This is a genomic window from Streptomyces catenulae (assembly GCF_000718015.1).
Taxonomy (GTDB): domain Bacteria; phylum Actinomycetota; class Actinomycetes; order Streptomycetales; family Streptomycetaceae; genus Streptomyces; species Streptomyces catenulae.
This window is the reverse complement of the sequence record NZ_JODY01000018.1, coordinates 1-13,105: the sequence shown is the minus strand read 5'-3', so window position 1 is coordinate 13,105 and position 13,105 is coordinate 1. Positions and strand designations below refer to the sequence as shown.

At 70.9% G+C, this 13,105-nt stretch carries 13 protein-coding genes; 3 read left to right on the top strand and 10 right to left on the bottom strand.

The window, feature by feature from the left end; translation table 11 throughout:
• Positions 1-34: 34 nt before the first annotated feature.
• The 3 genes from IF23_RS0117280 to IF23_RS0117270 all read right to left on the bottom strand — a co-directional run bounded on the left by IF23_RS0117280 (position 35) and on the right by IF23_RS0117270 (position 3,191).
• On the bottom strand, positions 35-1,225 hold the full coding sequence (locus IF23_RS0117280) for a S8 family peptidase (RefSeq protein ID WP_030284598.1): 1,191 nt from the start codon (positions 1,223-1,225) through the stop codon (positions 35-37).
• 106 nt (positions 1,226-1,331) lie between these two features.
• Positions 1,332-2,765 carry a hypothetical protein gene (locus IF23_RS0117275; RefSeq protein WP_030284596.1) on the bottom strand — a complete coding sequence of 478 codons (1,434 nt, stop codon included), beginning with the start codon at positions 2,763-2,765 and terminating at the stop codon, positions 1,332-1,334.
• A 54-nt stretch (positions 2,766-2,819) separates the two neighbouring features.
• Positions 2,820-3,191 (bottom strand): hypothetical protein, encoded by a 372-nt coding sequence (locus IF23_RS0117270; RefSeq protein WP_245655010.1) that lies wholly within the window; start codon positions 3,189-3,191, stop codon positions 2,820-2,822.
• A 559-nt stretch (positions 3,192-3,750) separates the two neighbouring features.
• On the opposite strand from IF23_RS0117270, the gene IF23_RS0117265 reads away from it, so the two are divergent.
• Complete coding sequence (locus IF23_RS0117265; protein WP_157848024.1) at positions 3,751-4,287, top strand: hypothetical protein; 537 nt, start codon at positions 3,751-3,753, stop codon at positions 4,285-4,287.
• A gap of 19 nt (positions 4,288-4,306) precedes the next feature.
• On the opposite strand, the gene IF23_RS0117260 is transcribed toward IF23_RS0117265, so the two are convergent.
• On the bottom strand, positions 4,307-4,585 hold the full coding sequence (locus IF23_RS0117260) for an SCO4848 family membrane protein (RefSeq protein ID WP_030284590.1): 279 nt from the start codon (positions 4,583-4,585) through the stop codon (positions 4,307-4,309).
• Positions 4,586-4,886: 301 nt separating this feature from the next.
• Here IF23_RS0117260 and IF23_RS0117255 point away from each other — a divergent pair, with 301 nt between their 5' ends.
• Positions 4,887-6,089 carry a D-alanyl-D-alanine carboxypeptidase family protein gene (locus IF23_RS0117255; protein WP_483855136.1) on the top strand — a complete coding sequence of 401 codons (1,203 nt, stop codon included), beginning with the start codon at positions 4,887-4,889 and terminating at the stop codon, positions 6,087-6,089.
• Between the two features lie 274 nt (positions 6,090-6,363).
• On the opposite strand, the gene IF23_RS0117250 is transcribed toward IF23_RS0117255, so the two are convergent.
• Complete coding sequence (locus IF23_RS0117250) at positions 6,364-7,299, bottom strand: YihY/virulence factor BrkB family protein (protein WP_051739657.1); 936 nt, start codon at positions 7,297-7,299, stop codon at positions 6,364-6,366.
• Positions 7,300-7,490: 191 nt separating this feature from the next.
• Here IF23_RS0117250 and dprE2 point away from each other — a divergent pair, with 191 nt between their 5' ends.
• Positions 7,491-8,246, top strand: a complete 756-nt coding sequence (dprE2, locus tag IF23_RS0117245; protein ID WP_030284584.1) for a decaprenylphospho-beta-D-erythro-pentofuranosid-2-ulose 2-reductase — start codon at positions 7,491-7,493, stop codon at positions 8,244-8,246.
• Positions 8,247-8,349: 103 nt separating this feature from the next.
• Here dprE2 and IF23_RS0117240 read toward each other — a convergent pair whose 3' ends face one another.
• The 5 genes from IF23_RS0117240 to IF23_RS0117220 all read right to left on the bottom strand — a co-directional run.
• Complete coding sequence (locus IF23_RS0117240; RefSeq protein WP_030284583.1) at positions 8,350-8,931, bottom strand: 2'-5' RNA ligase family protein; 582 nt, start codon at positions 8,929-8,931, stop codon at positions 8,350-8,352.
• 235 nt (positions 8,932-9,166) lie between these two features.
• Positions 9,167-10,180, bottom strand: a complete 1,014-nt coding sequence (gene trpS, locus IF23_RS0117235) for a tryptophan--tRNA ligase (protein WP_030284581.1) — start codon at positions 10,178-10,180, stop codon at positions 9,167-9,169.
• A 207-nt stretch (positions 10,181-10,387) separates the two neighbouring features.
• Complete coding sequence (locus tag IF23_RS0117230) at positions 10,388-11,578, bottom strand: glutathionylspermidine synthase family protein (protein ID WP_030284579.1); 1,191 nt, start codon at positions 11,576-11,578, stop codon at positions 10,388-10,390.
• A 7-nt stretch (positions 11,579-11,585) separates the two neighbouring features.
• Positions 11,586-11,942, bottom strand: a complete 357-nt coding sequence (locus IF23_RS0117225) for a hypothetical protein (protein ID WP_030284577.1) — start codon at positions 11,940-11,942, stop codon at positions 11,586-11,588.
• Positions 11,943-11,984: 42 nt separating this feature from the next.
• A partial coding sequence (locus IF23_RS0117220) for an aminotransferase-like domain-containing protein (protein ID WP_030284574.1) occupies positions 11,985-13,105 on the bottom strand: 1,121 nt, incomplete at its 5' end.

The window sequence follows — 13,105 nt, the reverse complement described above, 5'->3', positions numbered from 1 at the left end:
GTATTCGTGTGTTCGCGGGGGGGGCGCTCCGGGATCAGCCCCAGGACTGGCTGCCCGCATTCCCCTTACGGCGCACAAGGGCCACCCCGCCGATGATCACGCCGAGCACGAGGACCACGCCCAGCCCGATACCGCCGTACAGCAGCACCGCCTGCTTCCCACCCATCGGCGGATCGGGGTCCTGCCCCTTGTCCGCACCGGCCACGACCGGCGTCTTCGACGCCTTCCCCGCCGGCATCGGCAACGGCCCGGCCACAGGCCCGGCGGGAATGTCCCGCCGCAGCGCCGGCCCCGGCTGGATGTACCCGTAACCGTAGTGGTCGTCGGGAAGCTTGAGACTCCTGTCCTTCTCCGCCTGCGCCAGCCCGGCGGTCTTCACCAGCCGGTTCGCAATCTGCCCGGGCGTGAGGTCCGGAAACTTCTCCTTGAGCAGAGCGGCGGCGGCGGAGACGTAGGCGGTGGCCGCCGAGCTGCCGTCCGCGGTGCGGTAGTCGGTGTCGCTCTTGCCCATGGCGACGGGGATCTTCACCCCGGGAGCGAGCAGGTCGAGGGTGGCGTTGTAGTTGTTCGAGTCGGACGCCTCACCGTATTCGTCCACCGCCCCGACGCCGATCGCCCCCGGGCATGCGGCCGGATACTCCTTGTCCGCCACGGCGTCGTTGCCGACACCGGCCACCACCACCGCGCCCTTCTCCAGGGCGTAATGGATCGCCGGGCAGATGTCCGTCGACTGCGTCTCGATGAAGGACATGTTGATGACGCCCGCGCCGTGCTCGGCCGCCCACCGGACCGCCGCCGCGGCGTTCTTGTACGTCGGCACCGGCATGATCTTGGACCCCGGCGCCAACCCCTTCACGCCCTGGGAGCCACCGGGCCCGTGCCCGTGGCCCGCGATGATCCCGGCCATCGCCGTGCCGTGGTCGCGGATGTCCTCCCCGTCGGCCAGGGAGTCGGAGCCGTCCCCCTGCGAGGTGTTCGCGAAGTTCTTCCCGGTGACGAACTGACCGGTCAGGTCCTGGTGGCTCTCCCGGAACCCTCCGTCGAGGACGGCGACGGTGACCCCCTTGCCGGTGGCCGACTCCCACAGCTTCTCCGCGCCGAAGGCCGTCAGCGGCCACTGGTTGCTCCGAACGGAGTCCGCGTACGCGGCTCCGCCGGCGGACAGCAGCAGCGCTCCCGTCAACGCGGCGCCCACCGTGGCGCGCAATGTCCGGGTGACCCTCATCTTCGCTCCCTCTCGCTCTGCTGTCTGGACGGCAACACCGGTCGGGCTCGATCCCCACATGCGGAGCTTCGAGCCCGACCGTCACGTTTACAACCGGGACTTGGACTCACTCGATGACGCGAGGCGCCACCTTACGCTGCGAATTCCACGTCTCTTCGTCCTCGACAAGGTAGTCGGGACGCTGGTTGGTGGGACCCTCGTTCTTCCGCTTGCCCTTGTCTTTCCCACCGGCTCCAGCACCGGCCATACCCTTGCCCGCCTGGGAGCCGCCTCGACTGCGATGCAGACCGGAGCCGCCCTGCTTCGCTCCGCCTGCGGGACCGCCCGGCTTGCCGACCACTCCGCCCCGCGTACGGGCCTGCGCTCCGCCGCGAGCCCCCGCGGCCGCGCCCTTGCCTCCGGCTCCAAGACCTCCGGCTCCGCCCGGACGTCCCATGCCGCCGGGCACACTCGCGCCCCGGCCACCGCCGGAGGCACCACGGCCGCCCGGCATGCCGATGAAGCCCGGCGGGACCATGCCACCCGAGGTCCCCCCGGGCGTCCCGGTCGAATGTCCGCCCGGGACGCCGCCGCCTCCGATGGTGCCTCCAGCGACCGGCGGAGGAGTGAGAGTTCCGCCCTGCAGACCGTCCAGACCGGTCTGCACAGGGATTTCCGGACGCTTGATCGTGGGGCCGTCGAAGCCAGGGGGGACGGCGTGTCCGCCTCCGCCGTTCGGCATGTTCGGCTGCACCACGGACGGGGTGGGCCGGTGGCCGCCGGTGTCCGGCATGTTGACCGGCGGCGGAGAATGCCTGGTGGAAGGCTCCTTCGGCCAGTCTCCGTGCACGCCCCCCGGGTCGACGCTCTCTTCCAACACCTTTGAGTGAGCGTCGTAGTTGGCGGCCAACTCGTCCATGACGATGACGGCCTCCACCTGACGCTCCTTGCTCAGGGAAAGCTCATCGCGGTTGAGCTCCAGCGCCATGCGCGCATCCATCTTGGGATTCGCCATGTCCTTGTGGAACTGGGCGTCGTCCCCGGAGGCGTTGAAGGCGCTCTCGACCTTTCCGGGATCCTTGATCTTGGCCATGGCCTGCTGGGCTTTACGGAGGCTGTGCGCCACCCCTATTTCCGGCCCGGTCCCGCGCGTGCCGATGAGGGTGCGCTCCACCACACGCGCGTGCTGGTACGTCTTGTCGATCTTCTTCAGGACCTTGGCGGCTTCACGGCGGAACGCGTTGGCCGCCGTGCCCTCCCAATGCTCCGAAGCGTGGTCGACAGCGGCCATGAACGCCTTGCGGATGCCGCCCGTGCCGTCATGCCCCGCCAGCCGGTCCGCGGAAGCCCGCCAGTGCTCGCCGGACGACTCGATGGCACCCGGCTTGGCATGCTCGACCAGCGAACGAAGCTCGTTGATACCTCGGTGGTGAAAGTCCGACGGAGAGGTCGGCGTGAGCCGATGTCCCTGGAAGGACTTGAGGCGGTCCGACCGCTCCTCAGCCTTCCGGTTTCTCTCCATCGCCTGGGCGTTCCTGTGCTCCTCTGCCGCGTCAACCATGCAGACTCCCCCTCGTCAACGTCGCGTGAATACGTCCTTGCTCGACCTTCCTGGTCAGCCGTTCATCGAGGTCTTGGTCCTGTGCTCCTGGTCCTCGTAGCCGCCACGGCTGGCCTCGGTCTTCTCGCCGAATTCGTGGATCACGTCCTGGAGCGCGTCGATCACATCCGTCATGTAGCCCTGCATGCGGTCGTGCGCACCGGCGAGCTTTCCGCGCTCGATGAAGTCCCCGCCGAAGGCCGAATCCGGGATGTGCGTGCTGAACTTCACCTTCTGACTGGGTTCGTCCATCTCTTTCCGGAGACGCTTGAGCTGGCGCACCACGTCATCCAGTTCATCGAGATCGACCTTGAACTTTTCAGTCATCACTACCCCCGTTGCCCTGCCCTCCGCGCCCCGGCGAGCGTCCAGCCAGAGCAGCGTCAAAGAGTGTCAATACTAGGGAGTTAGGTCCTGCCAGGGCAACATCGAAAGTCCTGATGTGTCCGATTTAGCAGCAGATTGCGCCACGCTCCGTAGACCTGTTGTTACCAACCCGAGGCAACCCTTCCCTTCAAAGCCTCGTCCACCCACGGCGACCAAGTCGCACAACTGGGGCACACCGCCGAGCGGTCACTGGTCACCCCAATCACCAGAAAGCAGATATTTGACTTGTTCGATGCGTAAGTAACTCAGACTGGACAGGTCATTACGGGGTGGGCAGTGCAGAGGGCCGACCCATGGGCAGACACTTCAATGATCTACTGGCTCGGCTGCGACGCTCCGGAGATTCCTGGATCGGAAGCCGGAAATCTGGGCGTCGCGATTAAAGGGTGTGCAGGAGATGCCGGCCGGATCTACGGCAGTTCGCTCATGGGATTCGCGCTTCCCATCAAGGTCACGCCCCAGCCAGTCTGTCGATTCCCCTCCAAACGCCAGGACCACCCCGTGACCCCCGTGGTGCCAGTCGCGCCCGGTGGGCCCGCATTCGCCCAGTGAGAATTTTATGTCCCGACTGCGTCCGTCTCGCTCGTTCGCGCTACTGCTGACCTTCTCGGTCACGCTCTTCACCGGAGGCTGTATGTCTCAGAATGATGCCGCTCTCAATAAGCCACTGCCACGTAAAATTCGCACGGCCGCGTTGAGTTGGGCAAAGCAGTACACGAATGTCATGGCGCATTACGCGGGGGTTTCCGTCGCCGATGCGCCGCCACCGTTGGAGTCTTTCGAGGACTGTGTCGGGCAGAACGACGAGGTGGCCGACGACGGTCGTTTCACCCTTAGTTACACCGTCTACGCGCACCTACCGCAGGGGAAGCACATCGAAGCGGTGCGGAAGGTGCGGCATGCTCTGGAGGAGCATGCCGTAAAAATCACGAGCTACGAGGAACGGCCCGCGCGCCCTGAGGTGCTGCTGTACGGGTACCACGAAAAGGAGCGATTCAGTCTCATCGCCGACTCCGTGAAACCGCCGAATCTCCTCCGGTTCTCGGTGAGCACCCCATGTTTTCTCCCGCCCGGGGCCGAGCAACAGCATTTCTGAGAAATGCCTGGAGAGTCCGTTACTCCGCCGAGGTCGGGCCGGAGCCGTCCCCCTTCGTCCGTTCGCGGTGGAGGGTGCGGACGGAGCGGAACCCGAGTACGCCGATTGCCGTCCCCAGGAGAAAGGAGGCCACCGCCAGCAGGAGGTGGATCCAGAAGTAGGGGGTCGGGTCGCCCATGTCGTTGAAGGCGAGGCCGCTGCCGTCCTGCCAGAGATTCTTGACGAAAGTGATCCAGATGAACCAGCTCCAGACCCCGAAGGCGAGCAGGAACCAGGAGACGGGGCGAGAGAGCTTCATGGCTTCCAGTATGGGCGGGGCGGTCGGGAAGCGGGCGGCGGGGGCAAGAATTCGCAGGGTGGCGGGCGGTGGCACAGGGGCGGCGGGTACGTTCGCGGGCGTGTCGATGATGTCCTCCTCCCCGCTCCCCCCGCCCGCGCCCCGAGGGGCCTCCCGCCGGGGCGCCGCGTCCAACGTCCCGGGTGCCCGTACAGCACCCGCCGCCTCCCACGTCCCAGGCCCCCGTACGGCGCCCCCCGCCCCCCGTGGGCGTCGTGCCGTTTCCGTGTTTGTGCTGTCCGCGCTGTTGGTGCCGCCCGTGGTGGCCGGTGGTGGCGCGTATGCCGCGGACGGTGGCGGGGAGGAGCGGGCGAAGGAGCCCGTGCCGCCCGCGGTGATGTCGCGGGTCGGGGGTGAGCGGCTGGGTGTGCCGGGGGTGCAGGTGCAGCTGAAGGACGGGGCGCCGAAGGTGCCGCGGGACATCACGGCGCGGTCGTGGATCGTGTCGGACGCGGAGACGGGTGAGGTGCTGGCGGCGAAGAACCCGCACTGGCAGCTGCCGCCCGCCAGCACGTTGAAGATGCTGTTCGCCGATACGGTTCTGCCGAAGTTCCCCAAGGGCGAGAAGTACACGGTCAAGCCGGCGGACCTGCAGGGCATGGGCGAGGGCAGCAGCCTGGTGGGGATAAAGGAGAACCTGACGTACACCGTCCACGATCTGTGGCTCGGGGTCTTCCTGCGGTCCGGGAACGACGCGGTGCACACGCTCTCGGCGATGAACGGCGGCACCGCGGCGACGGTCGCGGAGATGCGGCAGCGGGCCAAGGACCTCAACGCCGTCGACACCCATGTCGTCACCCCGGACGGCTACGACGCGCCGGGCCAGGTCTCCAGCGCGTACGACCTGAGCCTCTTCGCGCGCGCCGGGCTGCAGAACGCCGACTTCCGGGAGTACTGCTCGACGGCGAACGCGCAGTTCCCGGGGGACAAGGGCAAGAACGGCAAGCGGGAGTCGTTCGGCATTCAGAACACCAACCGGCTGCTGAGCGGCGATTACGACATCAAGCCGTATCCGGGGATCGCCGGGGTGAAGAACGGGTCGACGACGAACGCCGGGTCGACGTTCACCGGGGTCGCCCAGCGCGGTGAGCGCAAGTTGCTGGTCACCGTGATGAACCCGGAGAAGAAGGAGCACAACGAGGCGTACAAGGAGACCGCGGCGCTCTTCGACTGGGGGTTCTCGGCGGCGGGCAAGGTCGCGCCGGTCGGGCGGCTGGTCGGGCCGCGGAGCGAGGAGGGGGACGCGACGGCCGCCGGGCACCACGGCGCCGCCGGTGACGACGCCAAGCCCGGGAAGGGCCAGGACCCGTCCGCGCTGAACGCGACGGATACGTCGAGCGGGGCGTGGACCGCGGTCGGGGTGGCCGGTGGGGCGCTGGTCGTGGTGGGGGCGGTGGCCCTCTTCGTACGCCGCCGTCGGCCGCTGCCGGAGGCGGTACGGCGGGGGTCGCGGCGGCGCCGGTGACGTGGGGCCGCCCCTGTGAGCCGGTACGGGCCCGACCCTGTGAGGGCGGGCCCGTAGGGCTGGTCCCGTAGGGGCGAGTCCGTACGGCTGATCCCGTGGGGGCGAGTCCGTACCGCTGATCCCGTAGGGGCGGGCCCGTACGGCTGAACCCGTAGGGGCGCGCCCGTACCCGCTGAACCCGTAAGGGCGGCCCCGTAGGGCGAATCCCGTACGGAGGATCCCGTAGGGGTTCAGTGGCCCCCTTGCGGGCCAACTACCCGTCGGAGGGGCGGATTCAACGCTTCCCCGGGGGCGGGCCGAGGGGGTTTCCCGGTTTCGGTTTCGGGTCCGTCTCCGGGGCCTCGTCCTTCTCGGCTCCCGCCGTCGATTCCTGGGTGGCCGTCCATGCCGCGCAGAAGACCAGGAGCTTCGCGGTGAAGTTGATCCAGAGGAGGAGGGCGATGGGGGTGCCGAAGGCGCCGTACATGCTCTTGGCGGCGACGCCCTTGAGGTAGCCGCTGAGCAGGAGTTTCAGCAGTTCGAAGCCGACGGCGCCGATGAGGCCGGCGAGCACGACGGCGCGGCGCGGGGGGTGGACGCCGGGCAGCCGGGTCAGGACGTAGACCAGCAGCAGGAAGTCGGCCAGGACGGCGATGCAGAAGCCGGCGGCGGTCAGCAGGGCGCCGCCGACGCCGCCCCCGCCCAGGCCCACGGTGTCGGCGGCGCGGCCGACGGCGGCGGTGGCGAAGACGGAGCAGGCGACGGAGAGCAGGGCGACGCCGCCGAGCCCGATGAGGACGGCGCCGTCGCGGAGCTTGCCGAGGAAGAAGTTGGTCTCGTCGTCCGCCCGCTCCCAGACGGCGCGCAGGCAGTCGCGGAGCGCCTGGATCCAGCCGATACCGGTGAAGAGCAGGGCGGCGCCCGCGATGAGGCCGACGGTTCCGGCGTTGTCGACCAGGGCGCCCAGGTCGAGTTGGCCGGAGATGCCGGGGATCTGGGCGGCGAGCCGGGTCTCCAGGGAGTGGAGTTGGCTCTTGCTGAGGACGGTGGCGCCGATCGCGGCGCCGACGGTGATCAGCGGGAAGAGCGCGACGAAGCTGGTGAAGGTGATCGCGGCGGCCAGCCGGGTCCAGTGCACCCGCTGTATCCGGGTCCAGGCGCGCCACAGGTGAGTGGTCATCAGCCAGGTCACCGCCGGTCCGATCAGCGGCAGCCTGCTCAGCCAGTCCATGGCGTTCCCCTCGTCGCACGTCGTCAGGCCGGGTGATCCGGAACCTTAGCCTCCGCGTACCCCGGAATCCGGTGGGTACGGCTGCCGGTTCCGGCCCGTCGTACGGAGGCGGCCACCCGTTCGGGCGAGACGCGGTCGGGGCGGGCGGTTCGGACGACTAGTAGGGATGTCACACCGTCTACGGTCGCGGCATGGACGACGCGTGTGGGAGCCCGCGGTCGCTGCTGGTGCTCGGCGGGACCTCCGAGATCGCCCTGGCCACCGCGGAGCGGCTGGCCGCCCGCCGCACCCGGACGATCTGGCTGGCCGGACGGCCGTCACCGGGCCTGGAGGAGGCGGCGGAGCGGCTGCGGGCGTACGGCGCGGAGGTGCGGACCGTCGCGTTCGACGCGCTGGAGACGGGGAGCCACCGGGAGACGCTGGAGGCGGTCTTCGCCGAGGGTGAGCTGGACATGGTGCTGCTGGCGTTCGGGGTGCTCGGGGACCAGCCGCGCGACGAACGCGACACCCGGCACGCGGTCCGGCTCGCGCAGACCAACTACACCGGCGCCGTCTCCGCCGCCCTCATCTGCGGTCAGGAGCTGCGCCACCAGCGGGGCGGCTCCCTGGTCGTGCTGTCGTCGGCGTCGTCCGAGCGGGCCCGGCGTTCGGACTTCCTCTACGGGTCGAGCAAGGCGGGGTTGGACGCGTTCGCGCAGGGGCTCGGCGACGCGCTGCACGGGTCGGGGGTGCACGTCATGGTGGTGCGGCCGGGCCGGGTGCGGACGCGGATGACGCCGGAGCTGGCGGCGGCGCCGCTGGTGACCACGCCGGAGGAGGTCGCCGAGGCGGTCGAGGAGGGGCTGCGCCGCCGCTCGGAGGTGGTGTGGGTGCCGGGGAAGCTGCGGTATGTGATGGCGGCGCTGCGGCATGTGCCGCGGCGGACGTTCCGGCGGCTGGCGCTGTAGCCGCCGCGGGCCCGGAACGCGGCTCTCCGGCCCGTACGGGCCCGGCGCGGGGAAATGATCATGGGCCCGCGCCCGCGCCCCCGTACGGGCGCCGTACGGCCTCTCAGCAGGACGGGGCCGGGGGGCGGGTCAGGTCCGCCTGGCGGGGGACGGTCGCGGTGCGGGGGCCGAAGGGGTACTCGCGCTCCAGGCGCCAGACGGCGTCGGCGCCCTGTTCGTAGAGGGCGAAGCCGCCGATGGTCCAGGTGGCGCGGAAGTCGCGCAGGGCGTGCTGGGCGCGGTCCATCGCGGCGTCGTCGAGGTGGTGGGCGACGGTGACGTGCGGGTGGTACGGGAACTGCAGCTCACGGGCGCAGGGGCCGTCGGCGGCGCGGACGCGGGCCTGGAGGGCGGCGCAGCCCTCCTCGCCCTCGGCGACCTTCACGAAGACGACGGGCGACAGCGGGCGGAAGGTGTCGGTGCCCTCCAGGCGGAGCGGGAAGGGGCGGCAGCCCGCGGCGACCTCGGCGAGGTGGCGTTCGACGGCGGGCAGCGCGTCCCGGTCGACCTCGGTCGGTGGCAGCAGGGTGATGTGGGTGGGGATGCCCTGTGCGGCGCTGTCGCCGAAGCCCTCGCGCTGCCTTTGGAGGTAGCTGCCGTAAGGCTCCGGGACCGCGATCGAAACGCCCAGCGTTACGGTCCCCACTGTGTTCTCCCTCCACTGTGTGCGCTGTGCCGACGGCCGCCCCGCAGGGGGCCGCACGACGGGGTGCGCCGCTTCGTCCGAGGCGTCGCACCGTTACCAGTGTGACGCGTGTGGGCACCGCCCGGCGGCGGTGCGGGCCCCGGGCAGGCGGGGCGGGGCGGCCCGGCGGGGCCGCTTCGGTGGTCCGTCCGGGGGCCCGCCGGGCCGGGGTGTGACCGGCCCGGCGGGGTGCCGGTCAGCGAGCGGCGGGGAGGAATCCCAGCCGGTCATAGGTGGTGGCCAGGGTCTCGGCGGCCACCGCGCGGGCCTTCTCGGCGCCCTTGGCGAGGATCGCGTCGAGCGTCGCCGGGTCGTCGAGGTAGGACTGCGTACGGTCCCGGAAGGGTGTGACGAAGTCGACCATGACACCCGCCAGGTCGGTCTTGAGGGCGCCGTACATCTTGCCCTCGTACTCCTTCTCCAGCTCGGGGATGCCGGTGCCGGTGAGGGTGGAGAGGATGGTGAGGAGGTTGGAGACGCCGGGCTTGGCCTCGCGGTCGAAGCGGATGACGGTGTCGGTGTCCGTCACGGCGCTCTTGATCTTCTTCGCGGTGGCCTTCGGGTCGTCGAGCAGGTCGACGATGCCCTTGGGCGACGACGCCGACTTGCTCATCTTCACCGCCGGGTCCTGAAGATCGAAGATCTTCGCGGTCTCCTTGACGATGTACGGGTTGGGGACCGTGAAGGTGTCGCCGAAGCGGGTGTTGAAGCGGTCCGCGAGGTCGCGGGTCAGCTCCAGGTGCTGGCGCTGGTCCTCGCCGACCGGGACCTGGTCGGCCTGGTAGAGCAGGATGTCGGCGACCATCAGCACGGGGTAGGTGAAGAGACCGACGGTGGTGCGGTCCTGGCCCTGCTTGGCGGACTTGTCCTTGAACTGCGTCATCCGGGACGCCTCACCGAAGCCGGTGACGCAGTTCATCACCCAGCCGAGCTGGGCGTGCTCGGGGACATGGCTCTGCACGAAGAGGGTGCACTTCTCGGGGTCGAGCCCGGCGGCGAGCAGCTGCGCCACCGCGACGCGGGTGTTCTGCCGCAGCGTGGCGGGGTCCTGCGGGACGGTGATCGCGTGCAGGTCGACGACCATGTAGAAGGCGTCGTGGGACTCCTGGAGCGCCACCCACTGGCGGACGGCACCGAGGTAGTTGCCGAGGTGGAACGAGCCTGCGGTGGGCTGGATGCCGGAGAGCACCCGCGGGAGATCGTGAGCCATGCCGTCGATTGTCTCAGGTCCGGGAAACTCTCCCGCGCGAGGTCGGCGGCGGGCGGCGGCACCCGGGGCGCGCGGCTCCGGACGGCGGGCGCGGGGGCGCACCCCGGTGACCGCGGGGCGCGCCCGGGAGCGCGGCGGGGTGGGGCGGGCCCGGCGCCGTGCGGCGCCCCGCCCCGGTCCCGCTCCCCCGCGCGTCGCCGGTGCGGCTCAGAGGATCACATGCGGCAGGAACCGCGCGTACTCGTCCGTGATCAACCCGGAGGATTCGCGGATGCCCAGGCCCGCCGCCTCGTTCTCGACGACCCAGGCGCCGAGGACGGTGCGGTTGCCGTCGAAGTCCGGGAGCGGCGCCAACGCCTGGTAGCAGCACGGGTCCTGGGGGTCGCGCGGCGGCGCCGGGGTGCCCGGCGGGTGGAGGGTGACGCCCTCGCCCTCGCGGCCCAGCAGCGGCTTGGCGGCGTAGCCGGTCGTGTCGGCCAGCTCGCGGGGACCGTCGAGGTGGGCGGGGAGGAGGTTCGGGTGGTCCGGGTACAGCTCCCAGAGGACGGCCAGCAGCGCCTTGTTGGAGAGCAGCATCTTCCAGACCGGTTCGATCCAGAGCGTGGTGCCGGTGCCGCCGCCGTTGTCGAGGGTGTCCAGGACGTGCGGACCGAAGGCGTCGGTGGTCAGCCACTCCCAGGGGTAGAGCTTGAAGCAGGCGCGGAGGAAGCGGAGCCGCTGGTCGACGAAGCGGCCGCTCAGATCGTCCCAGCCGATCTCCTCGACGGGGATCGCGACGGTCTCCAGACCCGCCTGGCGCGCGGTCTCCTCCAGGTAGGCGACGGTCATCAGGTCCTCGCCCAACTCGTCCCCGGCGGAGTGCGCGAAGTGCAGCGGGGCGCCGGGCGGCAGCAGCGGAGCCTGCCGTTTCCAGGCGGCGACGAGGCGTTCGTGGAGGGAGTTCCACTGGTCGGCGCCGGGGAAGCGCTCCTCCATCCAGAACCACTGCGGGCTCGCCGCCTCCACCAGCGAGGTCGGCGTGTCGGCGTTGTACTCCAGCATCTTCGCCGGGCCGGTGCCGTCGTAGTGCAGGTCGAACCGGCCGTAGAGGGACGGGAGTTCGGCGCGGCGGTGCCAGGACTCGCGGATCAGTTCGGCGACGCGCGGGTCGTGGATGCCGAGGTCGGCGAGGCGGTCGTGGGTGACGAGGTGCTCGGCGGCGGCCAGGCACATCGTGTGCAGCTCCTCGACGGTCTCCTCCAGCGCCTCGACCTCGGGCAGCGTGAAGGAGTAGTACGCGCTCTCGTCCCAGTACGGGCGCAGCTCACCGTCCGGGTGGCGGGTGAGCGGATAGATCAGCCCCTGCGCCTCGACGGTCTGCTGCCAGCCGGGGCGCGGGGTGAGGGTGTGGCGCTCCACGCTGCGCTCACCCGCCGCTGGAGCCGGAGTGACCGAAGCCGCCGCGGCTGACCGAGCCGCCCTTGCTGAAGGAGCCGCCGTCGGCGTACGAGCCGGACTTGCCGGGGCCGTAGTACCACTGGCCCTTGACGGACTGCTTGCCGGTGCGGCGGTTGCCGGTGCCGTAGTGGGACGAGGTCTCGCTGCCGGAGCGGCAGAACTTGGCGTCGACGACGCGGTAGCCGCGGGCGGCGTCGTAGCTGTTGCGGTCCACGCAGCGCTTGTCGGGCTCCGAGCCGCAGGCGGTCAGCGTCGCCGCGAGGACGCCCATCCCGCCGAGGACCACCGTGCCCGAGCGCAGCCGTCGGCGTGCTTTTTCAGCCATCTTCCGTCTCCCCCGTGGAGCAGTCGTATGAATGTGCCAACCCTAGACGGTGGCCGCGCCGGGGTCAGGGGGCAGGGCCCGCAGCAGGGCCTCCAGGGCGCCGCCGAAGGCGTGTTCCGGGGGCCTGCCGTACGGGACGACGAGGCCGTCGCGGGCGGGCATCGTGCGGGCCGCCGGATCGCGGAAGGCGTGCAGCCCGTTGAGCGCCAGGCCCTGCCAGCGGGCCGCCTCCACAAGGGACTGCTCGGTGCCGGGCGGGAGTTCGAGGACGGCGTGGAGCCCGGCGGCGATGCCGGAGACCTCGATGTGCGGGGCGTGCTCGGCGAGGGCGGCCACCAGCCGGTCGCGGCGCCGCCGGTAGCGCTGCCGCGATCCGCGGACATGGCGGTCGTACCCGCCGCCGGTCAGGAACTCCGCGAGGGTGAGCTGGTCGAGGGCGCCGGACTGCCACTCGCCGCCGCTCTTGACCGCGAGGACGGGGTCGACGAGGCGGTCGGGCAGCACCAGCCACGCCAGCCGCAGCGCCGGGACGAGGCTCTTGCTGGCGGTGCCCAGATAGACCACCCGGTCCGGGTCGAGGCCCTGGAGCGCGCCGACCGGCTGCCGGTCGTAGCGGAACTCGCCGTCGTAGTCGTCCTCCAGGATCCAGCCGTCCTGCGCCACGGCCCAGTCGAGGGCGGCGGCGCGGCGGTCGGGGTGGAGCGGGACGCCGGTGGGGAACTGGTGCGCCGGGGTGAGCAGCGCCGCCGACACCCCGTCGTACGACCGGAGTTCGGCGGTGCGGGCGCCGAGGGCGTCGACGGTGAGGGGGACGGTGCGCAGTCCGGCGCGGGCGAGGACGCCGCGGTGGAGGTCGAGGCCGTAGCCCTCGGTGGCGACGGTGGTCGGGCTTCCGGCGACGGCGGTCAGGGCGCGGGCGACGAGGGCGAGGCCCTGCATGAATCCGGCGCAGATCACGATGCGGTCCGGGTCGGCGCGGACGCCGCGGACCCGGGCGAGGTAGTCGGCGAGGACCGCGCGCAGTTCGGGGCGGCCCTGCGGGGTGCCGTAGCCGAGCGCGTCGTTCGGGGCGGCGTGCAGCGCGCGGCGGGCGGCGGCGAGCCAGGCGGCGCGGGGGAAGGCGGAGACGTCCGGGGTGCCGGGGGTGAGGTCGAAGCGGGGGG

Excerpts from the sequence above, each read along its gene's own strand:
- IF23_RS0117260 (WP_030284590.1), bottom strand. The coding sequence starts at position 4,585 with ATGAAGCTCTCTCGCCCCGTCTCCTGGTTCCTGCTCGCCTTCGGGGTC.
- IF23_RS0117275 (WP_030284596.1), bottom strand. The coding sequence starts at position 2,765 with ATGGTTGACGCGGCAGAGGAGCACAGGAACGCCCAGGCGATGGAGAGA.
- IF23_RS0117250 (WP_051739657.1), bottom strand. The coding sequence starts at position 7,299 with ATGGACTGGCTGAGCAGGCTGCCGCTGATCGGACCGGCGGTGACCTGG.
- IF23_RS0117225 (WP_030284577.1), bottom strand. The coding sequence starts at position 11,942 with ATGGCTGAAAAAGCACGCCGACGGCTGCGCTCGGGCACGGTGGTCCTC.
- dprE2 (WP_030284584.1), top strand. The coding sequence starts at position 7,491 with ATGGACGACGCGTGTGGGAGCCCGCGGTCGCTGCTGGTGCTCGGCGGG.
- IF23_RS0117265 (WP_157848024.1), top strand. The coding sequence starts at position 3,751 with ATGTCCCGACTGCGTCCGTCTCGCTCGTTCGCGCTACTGCTGACCTTC.
- IF23_RS0117280 (WP_030284598.1), bottom strand. The coding sequence starts at position 1,225 with ATGAGGGTCACCCGGACATTGCGCGCCACGGTGGGCGCCGCGTTGACG.
- trpS (WP_030284581.1), bottom strand. The coding sequence starts at position 10,180 with ATGGCTCACGATCTCCCGCGGGTGCTCTCCGGCATCCAGCCCACCGCA.